This window comes from Nostoc sp. ChiSLP03a (assembly GCF_034531215.2).
Taxonomy (GTDB): domain Bacteria; phylum Cyanobacteriota; class Cyanobacteriia; order Cyanobacteriales; family Nostocaceae; genus Nostoc.
This window is the reverse complement of sequence record NZ_JAVRBQ020000074.1, coordinates 1-16,038: the sequence shown is the minus strand read 5'-3', so window position 1 is coordinate 16,038 and position 16,038 is coordinate 1. Positions and strand designations below refer to the sequence as shown.

The 16,038-nt window shown below is 40.0% G+C and carries 14 protein-coding genes and 3 pseudogenes; 8 read left to right on the top strand and 9 right to left on the bottom strand.

Translation table 11 applies throughout. From position 1 onward, the window contains the following. Window positions 1-116 precede the first annotated feature (116 nt). Both mrdA and RMY32_RS12525 read left to right on the top strand, forming a co-directional pair. Window positions 117-1,955: a penicillin-binding protein 2 gene (mrdA, locus tag RMY32_RS12530; RefSeq protein WP_322713459.1), complete on the top strand. Its 1,839-nt coding sequence runs from the start codon at window positions 117-119 to the stop codon at window positions 1,953-1,955. Window positions 1,956-2,112: 157 nt separating this feature from the next. Further along, window positions 2,113-3,147, top strand: a complete 1,035-nt coding sequence (locus RMY32_RS12525) for a serine hydrolase domain-containing protein (RefSeq protein ID WP_322713458.1) — start codon at window positions 2,113-2,115, stop codon at window positions 3,145-3,147. Window positions 3,148-3,189: 42 nt separating this feature from the next. On the opposite strand, the gene RMY32_RS12520 is transcribed toward RMY32_RS12525, so the two are convergent. Next, the gene (locus RMY32_RS12520) at window positions 3,190-3,993 is read right to left on the bottom strand and encodes a M15 family metallopeptidase (protein ID WP_322713457.1); all 804 of its coding nucleotides are present in this window, start codon (window positions 3,991-3,993) and stop codon (window positions 3,190-3,192) included. A 102-nt stretch (window positions 3,994-4,095) separates the two neighbouring features. On the opposite strand from RMY32_RS12520, the gene RMY32_RS12515 reads away from it, so the two are divergent. After that, window positions 4,096-5,013, top strand: a complete 918-nt coding sequence (locus RMY32_RS12515; protein ID WP_322713477.1) for an AEC family transporter — start codon at window positions 4,096-4,098, stop codon at window positions 5,011-5,013. A 139-nt stretch (window positions 5,014-5,152) separates the two neighbouring features. Here the strand turns inward: RMY32_RS12515 and RMY32_RS12510 are convergent. The 4 genes and pseudogenes from RMY32_RS12510 to RMY32_RS12495 all read right to left on the bottom strand — a co-directional run. Continuing rightward, window positions 5,153-5,437: pseudogene (locus RMY32_RS12510) on the bottom strand (DUF1257 domain-containing protein); the annotation flags it as partial. Window positions 5,438-7,108: 1,671 nt separating this feature from the next. Beyond that, window positions 7,109-8,404 (bottom strand): annotated as a pseudogene (locus tag RMY32_RS12505) (NACHT domain-containing protein); the annotation flags it as partial. A gap of 436 nt (window positions 8,405-8,840) precedes the next feature. Further along, window positions 8,841-9,497 (bottom strand): tRNA (adenosine(37)-N6)-threonylcarbamoyltransferase complex dimerization subunit type 1 TsaB, encoded by a 657-nt coding sequence (gene tsaB / locus RMY32_RS12500; protein ID WP_322713456.1) that lies wholly within the window; start codon window positions 9,495-9,497, stop codon window positions 8,841-8,843. A gap of 160 nt (window positions 9,498-9,657) precedes the next feature. Continuing rightward, entirely contained in the window at window positions 9,658-10,233 is a 576-nt protein-coding gene (locus tag RMY32_RS12495) for a 6-aminohexanoate hydrolase (protein ID WP_322713455.1), read from the bottom strand. An 11-nt stretch (window positions 10,234-10,244) separates the two neighbouring features. Here RMY32_RS12495 and RMY32_RS12490 point away from each other — a divergent pair, with 11 nt between their 5' ends. After that, window positions 10,245-10,415, top strand: a complete 171-nt coding sequence (locus RMY32_RS12490; protein ID WP_322713454.1) for a hypothetical protein — start codon at window positions 10,245-10,247, stop codon at window positions 10,413-10,415. Window positions 10,416-10,447: 32 nt separating this feature from the next. Here RMY32_RS12490 and RMY32_RS12485 read toward each other — a convergent pair whose 3' ends face one another. Next, window positions 10,448-10,696, bottom strand: a complete 249-nt coding sequence (locus tag RMY32_RS12485) for a Ycf34 family protein (protein ID WP_118167283.1) — start codon at window positions 10,694-10,696, stop codon at window positions 10,448-10,450. An 86-nt stretch (window positions 10,697-10,782) separates the two neighbouring features. Here RMY32_RS12485 and RMY32_RS12480 point away from each other — a divergent pair, with 86 nt between their 5' ends. Both RMY32_RS12480 and RMY32_RS12475 read left to right on the top strand, forming a co-directional pair. Continuing rightward, window positions 10,783-12,087, top strand: a complete 1,305-nt coding sequence (locus RMY32_RS12480) for a CCA tRNA nucleotidyltransferase (RefSeq protein ID WP_322713453.1) — start codon at window positions 10,783-10,785, stop codon at window positions 12,085-12,087. A gap of 500 nt (window positions 12,088-12,587) precedes the next feature. Then, window positions 12,588-12,971 carry a PleD family two-component system response regulator gene (locus tag RMY32_RS12475; protein ID WP_322713452.1) on the top strand — a complete coding sequence of 128 codons (384 nt, stop codon included), beginning with the start codon at window positions 12,588-12,590 and terminating at the stop codon, window positions 12,969-12,971. On the opposite strand, the gene RMY32_RS12470 is transcribed toward RMY32_RS12475, so the two are convergent. Both RMY32_RS12470 and RMY32_RS12465 read right to left on the bottom strand, forming a co-directional pair. Continuing rightward, window positions 12,952-13,356 carry a DUF2294 domain-containing protein gene (locus tag RMY32_RS12470; protein WP_322713451.1) on the bottom strand — a complete coding sequence of 135 codons (405 nt, stop codon included), beginning with the start codon at window positions 13,354-13,356 and terminating at the stop codon, window positions 12,952-12,954. The two genes, RMY32_RS12475 and RMY32_RS12470, sit on opposite strands and share 20 nt — an antisense overlap. Window positions 13,357-13,886: 530 nt before the next feature. After that, on the bottom strand, window positions 13,887-14,042 hold the full coding sequence (locus tag RMY32_RS12465) for a hypothetical protein (RefSeq protein ID WP_322713450.1): 156 nt from the start codon (window positions 14,040-14,042) through the stop codon (window positions 13,887-13,889). Window positions 14,043-14,397: 355 nt separating this feature from the next. Between RMY32_RS12465 and RMY32_RS12460 the strand changes: the two genes are divergently transcribed. Together RMY32_RS12460 and RMY32_RS12455 are read left to right on the top strand one after the other, a co-directional pair. Next, window positions 14,398-14,880 carry a tetratricopeptide repeat protein gene (locus RMY32_RS12460; RefSeq protein WP_322713449.1) on the top strand — a complete coding sequence of 161 codons (483 nt, stop codon included), beginning with the start codon at window positions 14,398-14,400 and terminating at the stop codon, window positions 14,878-14,880. A 553-nt stretch (window positions 14,881-15,433) separates the two neighbouring features. Then, a pseudogene (locus RMY32_RS12455) lies at window positions 15,434-15,718 on the top strand (hypothetical protein); the annotation flags it as partial. 110 nt (window positions 15,719-15,828) lie between these two features. Here RMY32_RS12455 and RMY32_RS12450 read toward each other — a convergent pair. Beyond that, a partial coding sequence (locus RMY32_RS12450; protein WP_322713448.1) for a hypothetical protein occupies window positions 15,829-16,038 on the bottom strand: 210 nt, incomplete at its 5' end.

Here is a 16,038-nt window from a genome sequence, read left to right as displayed (position 1 = left end):
TTATGGTATCAATTTAAAACAATTAATTACTGCCAATTAGTTTGCCCTTAAATACCTGTTAAAAATTTAGCAGAGTTATTTACAGATAATCTTAATTTTACAATCCTCTTTTCCTTATGACTTACCTGAAACCATCTCCACTTGGCGGACAAAAAAATACACGTACTGTTGGACAAAGTTTCCAGCCGATATTTTTAATTATATTTACTCTATTGATGCTGACAGGAATCAGCATTCGCTTGGCATATTTGCAAATTACTGAAGGAGCAAGCCACCGAAAACGAGCCGAGTCAAATCGAATTCGGATGATCCCCAAACAACCAGAACGAGGCAATATCTTTGACCGCAACGGCAAACTTTTAGCCAGTACTCGCTATCCTCGCTCTGTATATTTGTGGCCGATGGCACATACCAAGCCAGCGTGGTCATTAGTGGGAGCGCGTCTATCTCAAATTCTCGACGTTCCCCAAGAAGAGATGGAAAAGAAACTAGAAGAGGCAGGTGCTAACTCTTCTTCACTAATCCGAATTGCTCGTGATTTGAACGAAGCGCAAATCACAGCATTGAAAGAGTATCAAACTGAACTTAAAGACGTAGAAATTCATACAGAAGCGGTTCGTTACTACCCCCACGCCAAGGAATTAGCCCATGTATTAGGTTATACGCGAGAACTGACCGGCAATCAGTTAAAAGAAAAGAAGCAAGAAGGCTACAGATTGGGTGATGTAATTGGTCAAATGGGAGTTGAAAAAGCTTATGAGAAAACTCTGCGGGGCGAATGGGGCGGTCAGCAAGTAGAAGTGGATGGTGCAGGTCGCCCGCTCCGGGTTTTGGGAGAGAAACAGGCAAAACCTGGTAACGATTTGCATTTGACCATAGATTTAAATATGCAAAAGACAGCAGAAAAAGCTTTAGGCGATCGCGACGGTGCGATCGTTGCCCTTGACCCCAAGAACGGTGCCGTTTTAGCAATGGTATCTCACCCCACCTTTGACCCAAATATTTTCTCAAAGCAGAAACTCACCCAAAAAGATTGGGAATTTGTCCAAGGTGCCGATCATCCCTTGGTGAATCGCGCCCTCAGCGCCTTTCCACCCGCTAGCACCTTCAAAATTGTTACCACCACAGCCGGTCTAGAATCAGGTAAATTTTCTCCTAGCACAGTTCTGCAAACCTACGGTTCTTTGAGTTTTGGCGGCACACGATTTGGTGAATGGAATCACGCCGGATTCGGGCCATTGGGTTTTGTCGGAGCATTACAGTGGAGTAGTGATACCTTCTTTTATCAAATTGGTCGCGGAGTCGGCGGCCCAACTTTAATTGAGTGGACTCGCAAGTATGGATTTGGTAAAAAAACTGGTTTTGAGTTTGTCAACGAAGAAGCAAAGGGTTTAGTGCCAGACGAGGCATGGAAGCAGAAAACTTGGAAGATACCTTGGACTGTAGGCGATAGCATTAATATGTCAATTGGTCAAGGTGCTTTACAAACGACACCTTTACAAGTCGCCATCATGTTTGCCGTGCCCGCTAATGGTGGCTATCGAGTCCAGCCACATTTGCTTAAAGACAATGAACAAGCAAAAAGCTGGCGAGCATCTTTAAATATGAAGCCGACAACTATAAGTGTTCTCCGTCAGGGACTACGGAAAGTAGTAGCTGAAGGTACGGGTAAAGCTTTGAAGCAGCCAACAGTTCCCGCAGTGGCTGGTAAGAGTGGCACTGCTGAAGCGTGGAAAGGCCGTGTTAAGCAAAATCACGCTTGGTTTGGAGCGTATGCACCTGCTGAACAGCCAGAAGTTGCGATCGTAGCATTTGCTGAACATTCCGGTGGTGGTGGTGGTAGCATTGCTGCGCCGATGATCTTACAAATTATGGAGGAATACTTTCAGCGCAAGTATCCAGGTAAGTATCAGAAACCAGCGCCTGAGAACCCAGGAAATAGCAAACGAAATTAAACGTAGGGCATGGGGGCATTGGGCGTTAGGAGTGCTGAGTGCTGAGTGCTGAGTTAGGAGTTAGGAGTTAGGAGTTTTGTTTATCTCCTTGTCCCCCTGCCCCTATGCTTTCCTGCCCCCTCATCTCCACATCGCCAAACATAAAATCAGGTCAATTATGATTGACGACTATATTCGAGCTGTAATGACTCAAAATCAAATTCCGGGGCTTTCTGTTGCAGTGGTGCAGGAAGGTGAACCTGTTTTAGTTAAGGGCTATGGACTGGCGAATACTGAACACTCTGTTGCAGCTACTGAACACACAGTTTATGAAATTGCGTCTGTCGGTAAAACTTTCACCGCTACAGCTGTAATGATGCTGGTGGAACAAGAGGTAATTTCGCTAGATGATGCGCTCGCAGACTATCTCAACGTACCCCTAGCTTGGCAAAATGTCACAATCCAACATATTCTGTCTCATCAGTCTGGAATTCCTAGCTATACCGATGCCCCAAACTATTGGGAAATTACCCATCTTAATTTATCGAAATCTGAAATTTTGGCTCTAGTTACTCACCTACCGCTCAAGTTTCAACCGGGTGAGTTTAGCGCCTATGACAACACAGGCTACTATCTGCTAGGTTTGCTCCTAGAAAAGGTAACTGGACAATCTTATGGAGATTTGTTACAGGAGCGTATTTTTGCTTTTTTGGGAATGAATGCAACCGTGATGAATAATCCCAGTGACATAGTGCCGCACCGGGCTGCTGGTTATCGGTTGCTAAACAGCAAGCTTGTTAACAAACCTTATTACAGTCCCTCAGTTACCTATTCTGCTGGAGGTCAACTTTCCAGTGTGGAAGATATGGTGAAGTGGGAACAGGCGCTTTGTGGTGAAACTTTGCTAAAGCAATCAACCTTGAATTTGATGTGGACTCCTCATTTTCCCAATCAGGGTGATGATTGGGAAAAATTAAGATATGTTGCAGGTTTAGGTTGGTGGGTATTTAATTATGGCGATCGCCGAGTAGTTGGTCATAATGGGTCAATTTTAGGATTTGCAAGTAACATTACCCGCTTTATTGATGACAAAATTACCGTAATTTTACTTTGCAATCTAGATAAAATTTCCCGACCAGATGCGAGCGCTAAAGAAATCGCTGGATATTATTGTCCAGCGCTTAAGAAAGTAGTACTTCAGCCTCCATTATGAGAAGCAGAGGTAATAATTACGAATTACGAATTATTTTGGCTCCTATTGTGATATCTTAGCGGGTTTCAAGTTTCTGGCTTTGTAAAACATTTCTAAACTATTGCGATCGCCTACAAAACGCCAGTGCCAAGGCTCATAACTTACACCTTGAGCATTATCTTTGGGAAATGACATTTCAAAGCCAAAACGCGCTGCATTTGCTTGTAGCCACCGATAAGCCTTGGTATTGTCAAAGTTAGTTTGAAGATTAGTTGCTGGTACCGATCCGTCTCCAACATCCACTGCATAACCCGTGTGATGTTCGCTATGCCCAGGAGGAGCGCTGAGGGCGGCTCGTTCTGCTGGCGTTTGATTTCGCTGGGCGCCGACAGCAAAAAACAACTGCTCTTGGTCTTTGACTGAGCGAAAGCCAGAAATTGGCACTAATATTATACCTGAACTCCGGGCTGCTGCTACCATCTCCTCAAATTTTTGGGCAGCAGTTTTTCGCATTCTAATGCCCCTATTTGCGGAGATGGTTACTAGTTCTGACTCAGGGGCTTCTGGGTATGGAAAATGCCCTAACACAGTATCGCTGGAATTATTAGATGCTGCGGTCGTCGCCGGAGTAGAAGTAGCTGGTAAAGGTTGAGAATCGGCGGTTTTTTTGGGTGCAGTCATAAAAAACCACAAACCGCTAATTAAAGATAGCAGGACAAATCCCGTTACTCCCCCAATCAAAATAATTCGGGGTTGCAACCAAATTTTCGGTGCTGCAACAGGGGTATCGCGTACAGCCACTGGAATATCATCACCAAAGTCATTCGATGAGTTTTGCGGTTTTCCAGAAAACCCTGCCTTATTCAAGGGTAAACTCCTGTTTTTGTGGAATAGCCATAAGAGATTTTGCACTGGACAAAAGTAGACGTAACAGGTAGCATTTTACATCTGTGGTTCTTAGGCGCAATCTTGACAAACCTTTTAGAACTATACGTCAAGCTGGGAGGATTAGTCCTAGTAGGTTTTATCCTGGGACGCAAACTACCTGTAACAGTTCCTACACGTTTAGGACTGTTTCTTTTTTGGGTGGGAGTACCCATAAGCATAGTATCGTTTTTGCGTCAATCTAGCTTATCAGGGCAAATTTGGATTGCACCTGCGATCGCTTACCTAGCTATTTTACTAGGAGCATTTTTTGCTTGGTTAGGGATAAAAGGCCAAGCCTATTTTAGAAAGACTGTTTCCCAACCATCAACTCAGGCTAGCTTGATATTAGCCGCAATGTTGGGTAATACTGGTTATCTTGGTTTTCCCATTACCTTGGCAATGGTAGGCAAGGAATACTTTGCTTGGGCGTTATTTTACGATTTACTAGGTACATTCCCAGGAACTTATGCTCTGGGTGTGTTGCTAGCAGCTAGTTTTGGTGGTAGTGTCCAGAATCATTGGCAGATTACCAGGGCGATTTTAATTAATCCTGCTCTGTGGGGTTTCGGATTTGGCTTGCTGTTTCGGCAGGTGACAATTCCCACAGTTGCAGAATTCTGGTTAGAAAAATTTGCTTGGAGTAGTGTAGCTTTATCCCTGGTATTAATTGGAATGCGTCTGGCGTTGCTCAAATCTTGGCGTAGCTTACCACAAGTAGGGATAAGCTTAGGAATCAAAATGCTGCTAGTTCCCTTGATATTGGGTAGCATCTTACCCCTATTTGGATTAACTGGGGCGATCGCAAAGATAATCGTGCTACAAATGGCTATGCCTCCAGCTTTTGCCACACTGGTAATTGCTGAGACATTCAATCTCGATCGCGATCTGGCAGTTACTGCCTTAGCTGCTGGGGCTATAGTATTACTGGTTACTCTCCCAGTTTGGCTGTGGCTGTTTTGATTTTGAATTTATGCACTGTGATGCAATCCTTAAAACTCCGGGAAAAACATATCTTATCAATAAATTGGGGCGGCGACAGAATAGGAACTATGTGAAAAATGTTCTAACTCAAGAAACGCTTGTATCCTTGAATCATCGCTGCATACCTCTGGTTAATACTATTGATAAGTTCAGTCTGGTTGTACTTCTTGGCAAGACCCCACAAGTCAGCAATCATGACAACACTTCCATCGCTGTTGACTGACCAACCAATATCATAGTTGCCTTCAAGAACAGCAACAATGTCACTTTTGACTGTCTGTCCATTAGAGCCACGGACATCAGCATAACTTTTGACTTCGATACCTAAGCTATGCAGAGATGCTTTCAAGCGTTCAAGATTGGTAATTTTGGTACGCAATGTACTAAAATGACCTGTCTCTATTTCTATTCCTCTTCTCTTCAATCTGATATTTCTGATATCCTTTTTTCTAAAGCTCATGTCTCTTTCATTATCTAATAATAATGATTGCAATTCTTGGAGATTTATAGTGCCTTTCAACTCCTGAATAACTCTATCAGAATTGATAGCTGTTTTAAGAAAATTTAGAGTTTTAGCATTAATCTTATCGAGTAGGAACAACTCTATTGCTGCTCTTACATTGCCTGACCGAGCAAGAGTTTTAAGGATAGATAACGTGTCAACATCGTGTTGCCAATTCAATGCCAATTCTTCTATTTCTACTTTGTCACCAGAGCAAGCCAGTTTTTTTATAATGAACAAAATCTCAGGATCATCTTTCCAATACCTCATTAACGCTCCTATAGCTGCGTATTTTATATTGTCATTAACATTAGATCTAAGAATGGTTTTTAGAATAGGTAGGCTGCTAGGATTATCACCTCCAACTCTCACTAACTCAGCCATTGCTGTTTGATTACCAGACTGAGCAAGAGTTTGAAGAATCTCTAAAGTGCTAGGATCATCACTGCCAACCTGCGCTAACTGTACTATTGCTACTTGATTACCAGACTGAGCAAGAGTTTTGAGATTAGATAACGCTCCAGAATTTTCTTTAGAACTTCTTGCCAGTGCCATGACTGCTTCCTTTGACACATAGGAGGAAGTTGTAGATAGAGCCAAATCTTTTAAAAAAAGTAATGCTTCTGGATTATCTTGCCAAGTATTAGATATTGCTAAAACTCCCTGAACACGAGTTTTAGCTTCTAGACTTTCGTCTTTAGTTAATTTTTGTATTTCTTTAAATACCCAATCACTAGTTTCTGAAATCACCAAACGATTTCTTACTTCTGAAATAATCTTTGCAGATAAAAATATATTTTTCGTAAAAATTTCTTTTAATATAATAACTTTTTTATTAATACCATTTATGCTGATTTCTGTAACGCAACTTCTTCCAATTAAGTATTCAATAATATCAATGACAAATTTTGGTTCAATCATTCCAGCGATTAATCTCAGTACTTCCTGCCAAGTATCATCCTGAGAATGTTTGCCAAAAACTTCAGTTTTCATTTGCTCAATAGATAGAACTTGCGTTTCTTTAAACTGCCATACAAACTCCCAAGCACAGAAATATTCTAAAAAAGTACGGTGGACAAAAGCATAGTAATCTGCACCCAAAAAACACAAGATAAAGTTGCGAGTCCGCAGCTGTTCTTTCATTAACCTGGCAATAGTTCTTGCCTGAGAAACTTCTATGGTTTTCAGATAATCAGTCAAAATCTTTTCTAAATCATTGGCGACAATCAAGTTAGCAGCCAGTCCTTTCTCTGTTGCCTGCATCTGGCAAGCAACATGACGCAACATTGCCTGCTTATCCTTGTAGTCAATCGTTTTGGGATCTAACCTGTGGTCTTCCACTAAGGCACGTTCTACATCCCACTGATGTAGCAGTACCCGTGATGCTTGGTTATAGAGTTCTGGACGATCTCTAGGTAGTTCCTGATTACGGTTAAGAATCGCCATCATTGTCAGTAGCAGAGGATTTCCTGCTAGTTCCCTAATTGCAGAGGAGGTATTGATGGCAGCTTGGAGGCGATCGCGCTTTCTGATTTTTTCAGCTTCATCGTTGAAAGTCAATTCGTGCCATCGGTGAATAAAGTCATCAATTTGGTACTGCTCTAGATCTTGCAGCATAAAGTGACGAAACCCAGCATTTCCGAACCGTTGTGGCTTATAACCAATTACCCGAGATGTTACGATTACGCGCACTTGTGAATAATCGTTTGTGAAGCGATGGATATCAGTGATAACATCCTCTCGTTTCGCTGGATCAAAAACCTCATCCAAACCATCAAACATCACAACTGCATTACCTGCTTTTAAGAGTTTATGTAGTTGAAGCTGATCTAAGCGACAAATAATACCACCTCCTTTGTGGAAGAATTCTAGAAAATCTTTACACTGACCAGAGTCCCGATTACGAATGTAAGTGCATAATTCAATCAGCAGTGGAATCGGTAGTAACGGCAAGTCTTTAACTGGTGACTCTGCCCATTCAAGCGCAATGTATTGCAACAAAGTAGACTTACCCGAGCCTGGATCGCCGAGAATTACCACATATCGACTATTTTGCTTATCATTCCAAATCTCGAATACCCAGTGGGGAGATTGTTGATAATAAGCTTGTTTGTAGCTTTCCGACTCCGTTTGGGAGGATTCTACCTCTAGTTGATTAGTCTCTTTCAATCGCCTTTGATGCTCTTTGGGGATTTCATGAACCTGGGGTAAAAATTTGTGAACTTCCCGCAGATTTTGCGGTATAAACATCCGCCATAATTTCAGTTTATTATAAGCGTAACCGCTCGTATCTAAGCTCTCTAACTTCAGATTGCTGTATTGTTCTTTAATTGCTTCTTGATATTTATATAAGTCAAAACCTGGGTTGATAACAGCAGTTCTTTCTATGTTTTCATTTATTTTTTCCAGGGTGTAAGAATTATAGATATCTCTAAAAGCATTGGATGCTAAGACAATTTCTTTAACTTTAATAATATACTTATTACTTAGCCTCTTCCAGTTAAAATCATCTGGTAGAGGTAGCAATTTCAGTTCAATCCAAATTTTTTCTAATCTCTTAGTCTCTAAAAATTCAGATTGATGATTTAAAACACTACTAAAGACACTTCCTAGTAATTCTTTAACAATTTCATGCTCTAGAAATTTCTTTAGTGGCTGGTTATACTGTTTAATTTGTTGTTCAGATAGTCCACTATCTAGTAAATCATTTTGCACCAACTCCAGAAATTCTCTCACTGCTTTACCAGCAGTAATTTGTATTTCTTCCTTTTTAAATTTCTGTGAAAACTGCGTAGGAATACCCTTTAATACGTCTTTTAATACATCTTTTGCCAAATCTTTTCCTAAATCCTGGGCAAACTGTTGCATTACGGGTTGAAACAGAAAGCCGATAGCGTTACTAACTCCCCAAACAACTAACCAGTCCATAATACCCTTGCCTATCCAAATTTTCGATTCTTCCCTTAATCCCAGCACTGCTTGAACATTTTATACATTTTACTGAAAGCTATGCTTTAGTGATCGCCTCCTGCTGGGTGGAACATCGTTACTCCTTTTTTGTCTAACTTCAGAAAATTGCGTTGCTCCCTCTTATCATTCTAATTTAACCTCTTCCTTCTCTTACTTTGTGTTCTTTGCTTCCTTGGCGGTAGCCTGCGGCAAGCCGCTTTGCATCTACGTAAAAAAAATTGACTTTGACAAATAGTTTTAGCCTTAAACCAAGTGTATTGCTCTATAGATAGGCTATTTGCGCGCGATTCATTAGGATTATTTAGAACGTGGCAAATAGATTGACGTATGTCAGTTAAAGTTCTACAGGATGCTGTCCATAATATGGCAAAGCCTCTGACCAATGAGGACACTTGCCCTCTTGCCAATCGAGATTAGCTAATTCCAAAATACTTGTCACCGTCGCTGCTAACCCAGATTGGGCTTGAATCAGCTGATAATTAGTGTTCCAGCTTGCTAAAGTTTCCTGCCATGCTTCTGGTGTCAACACTCTATCTGACAAACACACGTTTAGTTTAGAAGTATCTGGCTGAAACTGATAAATAGCAGCAAAAATTTGACCACGTTGTGCTGGCATTTCCACAGCAATAGTTTTGGGATTTTGACTTTTACCTACTTCTGACCAAGCTACCGCAGCCAAAGTTGAAATCGCAAATACAGGAATATCTAACTGTTGCCCTAAAGTCCGAGCGGTGACAACACCAATCCGAGTTCCCGTAAAGCCACCAGGGCCTTTGGCAACTGCGATAAAAGACAAATCTGCCCAAGTTTGCGGTTTGATAAATTCAATTAAATATTGATGCACTAAGCTAGATAGATCGCGCCCCAGATTCCAAATTTGAAAGCGAGTTTCACCTGCAAAATTACTAATTGCCAAACCCAATTCGGGAGTGGTGGTGTGTAGTGCTAAAGCGTATTTATTTATTACAAGGTTTTCTAGTTCCGTTGTCAAAGTTACTTAAAATATATATTTTTATAGAGTTAACGTGATTTATTTAAGCATATAACATAGCGGTTCTTAATTAAAAAACTACTGAGTAATAATCAGTCAAACAGTCTTGTTACAAGGTTTGTGAGAGCCAATGCTGTTGACTTTCTAATAGCGATCGCAGCTAGGATGGGGGATTTAGATTACCGCCTTGCTGTCTCAATAGATAGTCCAAAACTCGGTCAATTCGCTCTAAGGCAGCACCTGTAGTCAGTTGAAACTCCTGAAACTGAGATTTTTGTTCCTCAAAATTGCGGTCAAGCTTTAGCATGAGTGCTTCTAATCGCTCAGTTCGTGCCTTTGTTTCCTCTATTTCACTGCCTGCCTTTGTAAATAGGCGTTGCGTGTAAGTGATAAAACTATCAACCCGATCGGAAAGTTGGTCAACCTTTGCCCCTACCCGGTCAATACGTACCTCTAGTTGATCGAGGTGAGATTGAGTACGGTCTTGTTTTATGGTCAACTCATCAAGGTGAGATTGAGTACGGTCTTGTTTTATGGTCAATTCATCAAGGTGAGATTGAGTACGGTCTTGTTTTATGGTCAATTCATCAAGGTGAGATTGGGTACGGTCTTGTTTTATAGTCAACTCATCAAGCCGCCTGTTTGCCGATTCTGCGTAGCTAGCAGTAGATATTAGCAATCGCTTAACAGTTTCGAGTTCATCTTCTACATGGTCTAGTCGCTGTGTGTTGGTCATGCTGTTTTCTCTTGGCTGACTTTTTTATCTTCTACGATCGCTTTCCTGACATCTCGTTTCTGTATCATGAATTCACGATCGCTGATGGACAAAATCTCATTACAGCAGAAATCATGTATTTAACCATATATGTTGTAGGGGCGCAAAGTCTTGCGCCCCTACCGCGTGGTCTATTTAGCTGAAAATAGCTGTAACATACACCAATCATTTTCTATCAAGTCGGCACTAATTCACCAGGACGCAATTTCGACCACTTACCTGTTTCCCGTTTAAAGCTCAGACAACCAACAACATCCCATTCCATTTCAATCACATCATCTTTAGTCCGAATGTTGACATTGATAGAAGGTTCATTCGGATCAAAATTTGGTGTTTCAGTCAAGTGAGGCTGTTGGTGCTGCCCTTCTACGGCATGATAGGTAACACAGCTGTCTACATAGTGGCAGTTCACGCAAATACACATAATAGAACCAACTCCAGGGGCCTTTATTGTTAATCTAACTTAAGCCCAACTGTTATTCATGAGTTGCTGGGTTGATTTTTATTACAATGCACGAATCAATTCCTTCTACCCTCGCTCCCGAAAATTGGCCTTTTAGCTTGGAATTCTTGCCACAACCCGCTTACATGGTAGGTGGTGCTGTCCGAGATGCGATCCTGGGCAGAACTCGTGAATATCTGGATCTAGATTTTGTTATACCATCTACAGCGGTAAAGGTAGCCAGAGCGATCGCTCATCATTACAAAGCTGGTTTTGTGTTACTCGATGCCGAACGACAAATTGCGCGTGTGGTTTTTCCCCACGCTACAGCTGACTTTGCCCAACAGGAAGGAAATAGTTTAGAAGTTGATTTACACAGACGGGACTTTACGGTAAATGCGATCGCTTATAATCCCCATACGCAAGAAATTATCGATCCTCTGCAAGGTTATATAGACTTACAACAGGGCATTTTGCGAATGGTATCACCTGCGAACCTAAAAGATGACCCTTTGCGGTTAATGCGGGGTTATCGCCAAGCCGCCCAACTAGGTTTTACTATTGAGCCAGCTACCCAAGCCGCAATTCGTTCTTTGGCATCACATCTTAGCAAAGTTGCAGCCGAAAGAGTTAGGGTAGAAATTGGCTATCTACTGGCAAATTCTCAAGGTACTCCTTGGATTACAATGGCTTGGGAAGATGGTTTACTTGCCCCTTTCTTCAAAAATGCCACCCGTGAAAGCTTGCTCAAACTAGCAGCAGTTGACACAGCTGCCGCCTTACTCACAGAAAATTGGCAACAACTAGGCGTACAACTGCAAGAATATGTCCGCGATAGTATTAAAACTACTTGGCTAGGTATTGCCAAACTTGCTTGTCTCGTCAACCCAGATCCAGAATTAGCAGAAATAGAACTACAGGAACTAACTTATAGTCGTGCCGAAATCCGAGGTGTAACTACTGCTTTGAAACTGTTACCGCAATTTCAAGTCGTTAATATGTCGTTGCGAGAACAATACTTTTTGTTTCATGATGCAGATATTGTGTTCCCGACTACGGCAGTGCTAGCTGTAGCAATTAATAATTTGCTAGAGGCAATATCTGGTGACAAGTCACTACAGACAGCAGTGGAAACTAAAGCAATGGGCTACCAAATCTTAGCACCTTTGATCGACCGCTACCTTAACCCTGATGATGCGATCGCTCATCCCACTCCTTTAGTAAGCGGGAAGGAGTTGATTACAACATTAGATATTCCAGCTTCGCCAATTATCGGTCAACTGCTAACTGAAATTGGCGTAGCACAAGCTGAAGGGAAACTTTCAACTCCAACAGAGGCGATCGCTTATGCACGTAAGTTACTTGATGGTTAAATATACTTAATTAATTTGAGGCTCAAAGGTTGACTCAATCAAAGTTTCAAAATCTTGCTTCGATTATTGTTTTCCAAGAGTGACAAAACAGAGTTAAAATACCGATCTTTAGAGCTAATTTGTAAACTCAAGTAAAGTACTTGTTTAATAAGGGTTTCAGTAATTTCAGTCAATACAGCACTTATTCGCTGAAACTCAGACCTAGCAATGAGTTGAGTACCCTTCAGATTTTATTTCCGAATCAGCTCTTATGGTCAATCCTTGTAATCACATACATCATTTATGCTAATATGTGCTTGATGTTATGATTGCTTTACGATGTTATTTCCTAATTAGCACTGATGGACAACCGAATGAACCATATATTAAGCTATTGATTTTTATGCTTTAGTTGGTTATTGGTACATTCAATTAAACACTTGCTATAAACAAAGACTTTCAGATTTTTCTGATGGGTGAAGTTTTGATGAATAGCTTTTATTGGACAGGATTAAGTGCTTATGAATGAACAACCTTTAATTTTGGTTGTAGAACAGAGTTTACATGATTTAGAGCTACTTAATTCTCATTTAGGAATATTAAATTTTTCATGTATTTGTACCAAACAAGGGGTGAGGGCTGTGATGTTGGCACAAACTCATCAACCAGATTTAATTCTGCTAGATATGAAGCTATCTAATTTGAGTGCGAACCGAGTCATTGACAATCTCAAAGATGACTCAAAAACTGCTACCATTCCAATCATTGCAGTCACACCTATAACAACAGTACAAAACGAGCGCTTCACAATGCTCACAGCATTTGATGATTGCATTACTAAACCCTATGATTTTAATCAATTAGAAGTGGTAATCAGTCGCCACATCAGTCAGCTAAATTCCTAATATTTATCTTGGGAATAGGTTCGAAATTACCAAGTTCGGGTAATTCTTTGAGAATTACAACAATCCCAGTACGACCTGTTCTTAAATTTGTGTTTGTCATCAGGTAAATGACAGGTTGACCAATAATTTCTTCAATCAAATTTTTTAAATCTGGTTTAATTATTTTTTCTAAATATAATCGTACTTGTTCAGCTAAAGTATCATAACCTCCTTTCAGTAAAGTTTGTTCAGATTGAGTAACCGAGTTTTCTATAGAAATTACGATTTCAGTATCAAAAAAATGACAAATGATTTGGCTAGGAGACTTTCCTAATCTATCATTATATAATTTGATAATTTGCTTTGATATTTCTGTTTCTAATTGTGCGATAGTCGGTTGTATCATTAGTACCTACTATGTAATATTTATCGCTTTAATCGGGAAAATAATTAAATTATCCAATATTATAGATGATTATGTAATAGCTAAGAAAACTAATCACTATTTTATATAAAGTTACTGTATCAATGTGATGTATTTAGTCTGTATTTATTTAAGAATGTTGCCATATTTAATGAAGTAAAATTTGTTAACTTACGATTTGTGCAGTGTTAGGTTAATAACTGGATTTGAGCGTCATTCGATTGGGGTAATCAGCTTATTGTGTGTTCCATAAGCTTAGGCGTAGCTACCGTGCTTTGTATCTCATAACCCAGTACTTAATTAGCCATGTTTATCCAAATGGTCATCACTGACAGAGGCATATAATATTACATCGGAATGTAATGTATATCACAAGACTCTCTATACCTTCCGGTGCAGCTAGTAAGCAGATAAATTTAGGCTCTATTAAAGAGTATATTAGCTACTAAGATAATTTGTAAAAAACTAATACAACATATTTGGCATTAATTCTTAAAAGCCCATCATATTCTTTACGGACCAAGCAACTGTGATTGTCTAATGTCATAACGCTTAGTAATTCCTAGTAAATACCAAACTGGCTCAACTGCGGCTTTGGTAATAACCAAATTACCGCCTGGTTTCATAATCTTGCTATCTACCTGCAAACAACCTTTGTCTAACTGCATATTGCAGTTCTAGTATATTAGACCTCTTGCAAAAGTGCTTTTTGCAAGAGAAGCGAAAAGGGTAAAGGTTAAAGGGGAAAGGGAAAATAACAAACCTTTCCCCCTTTTCCCGACAAATGCCAAGAAGTTCATTGATGTCGCCAAAGGGAGCTGCTAGCTACCTTAATCAGTTTTTATTTTTATGACTCTAAATATCTAGTATGGTATTAGTCATATTGTTGAAAACAATAAATCACACATAAATTTCATAATTGACGATTAATCAAAGTTAATTTAAAGATGAGTTGAAAAATGATTTAATCGATGTATTTTGTGAGAAAGTTAATACAAAGGTATATTCACTGATCTCAAATTCATGGATTCTTTATTTATCAATTCCTTACTTGAAGAGTTGAAAAACCCGGATGCCACAGTGCGCGACAAGGCAACCAGAAAAATCTGGCGGATCTGGTTTCAGCAAAAGGGAATCTATGGGCTGGAAATAATTGACCGCAGTCAAAAGTTACTAGATGCAGGTGAAATTGCTGAAGCTGAAACAGCGCTGACGGCATTAATTAAAGACCAGCCAGATTTTGCCGAAGCTTGGAATCGTCGAGCTTTCCTCTATTACAGTATTGGCGATTATCAAAAATCTCTGGCTGATTGTCAGATGGTTGTACAGATAAATCCAATACATTTTGGGGCGCTTCATGGTATGGGCTTATGCTATGCAGCAATAGGAGAGTATAGTCAAGCTATCCAAGCTTTTCAACGTGCTTTAGAAATTCAGCCCTATTCTCTAGTGAATCAAAAGTTGATTCTAGAATGTACATTTAGATTCAGCTACAACGGCAGATAGGAGAGAGCATCATACTGTTTTATGAATCTGTTATCATCCTCATCAACAACAATTCATCGCCTTACTCGCCATAGTTTTATTCAATACACTTCTAGCTGAATTAATAGCAGTGTTATTGCTGTTTGTACTAACAGCAACCAACTGTCAACTAACAATTCTCGGTTGAATAAAGTTAACTTTAGTACAAACTAGATAGCACAAGCAGAACATGGTGGATTTTTCTAAACGATGTCTACGACGGACTGCGCCTATGTCACTGGTCAAAGACTACAGTTTAAGATGTAACTATCAAAGAGGAGTGGTCTTTAGGCGCTCAGTGGTAGTTAATTGTTGATGGGGATACGGTAGATTTTTTTATGAGTTATGGCATGGATGCCGTGAATGCCATAGCCACAGTTACAGCAATTTTCAAAAAAGACCCTTGGTATCTTATTGCACATCCCAACTCAGCAATTACAATTTTTGCCGATCTTATCTTTTTTACTCTGTTAAGCTAAAAGTTTTTCTAACTATAGCAATCCTAAATGAGTTGTGAAAATCGAGAGACTAAGAGGATATAGAGGTTTTATATTATGTTGTTTACAATCGCCAACGCCGAAGAAAACCACCTTTAGAAGGTTATCGCTTTGTAAATGGTGAATATGTATTGCAACCAGGAAATTTCGTTTGGTTATCAGAGATAGGTTTACCAATTGGTTATGAACGGGGAACCTATCAGGGAATTACGCGGGATTGGTTGTATTGGTATGACAAATAAGGAATCACTGCTGAACAACGCACTCGAAGACTGGCACAAGAGTTGCGGAGGTTGGGGATATATCCAGATTCTTTGAGTTGATTTTGTGGGGTGCGATCGCATTTTAGTTGTGTTTTAGTAAAAGCGATGCAATCATTTATACTATATGTTATTTTATACTTAGCTAATTTCACCATTTTTATTTAAGGAACTTACGTATGAGCATTAGTATTTATGCCTTCTACAACAATAAAGGCGGTGTTGGGAAAACAACACTTTGTTCTAATACCAATTAAAAATGAATCTGCATATAATGGGGAGAAGCAAACTAGGTAAGTTAACAGAACCATGAGCCGCCCATTTAAAATTGCGATCGCCGAGAGCGAAGAGGAACTGAAAAAACGCCTACAAACAGTGTCTTC

What these genes read in the sequence shown, in the direction of transcription:
- mrdA (WP_322713459.1), top strand. Translation starts at nt 117, where the DNA reads ATGACTTACCTGAAACCATCTCCACTTGGCGGACAAAAAAATACACGT.
- RMY32_RS12525 (WP_322713458.1), top strand. Translation starts at nt 2,113, where the DNA reads ATGATTGACGACTATATTCGAGCTGTAATGACTCAAAATCAAATTCCG.
- RMY32_RS12495 (WP_322713455.1), bottom strand. Translation starts at nt 10,233, where the DNA reads ATGACCAACACACAGCGACTAGACCATGTAGAAGATGAACTCGAAACT.
- RMY32_RS12485 (WP_118167283.1), bottom strand. Translation starts at nt 10,696, where the DNA reads ATGTGTATTTGCGTGAACTGCCACTATGTAGACAGCTGTGTTACCTAT.
- RMY32_RS12480 (WP_322713453.1), top strand. Translation starts at nt 10,783, where the DNA reads ATGCACGAATCAATTCCTTCTACCCTCGCTCCCGAAAATTGGCCTTTT.
- RMY32_RS12475 (WP_322713452.1), top strand. Translation starts at nt 12,588, where the DNA reads ATGAATGAACAACCTTTAATTTTGGTTGTAGAACAGAGTTTACATGAT.
- RMY32_RS12470 (WP_322713451.1), bottom strand. Translation starts at nt 13,356, where the DNA reads ATGATACAACCGACTATCGCACAATTAGAAACAGAAATATCAAAGCAA.
- RMY32_RS12465 (WP_322713450.1), bottom strand. Translation starts at nt 14,042, where the DNA reads ATGCAGTTAGACAAAGGTTGTTTGCAGGTAGATAGCAAGATTATGAAA.
- RMY32_RS12460 (WP_322713449.1), top strand. Translation starts at nt 14,398, where the DNA reads ATGGATTCTTTATTTATCAATTCCTTACTTGAAGAGTTGAAAAACCCG.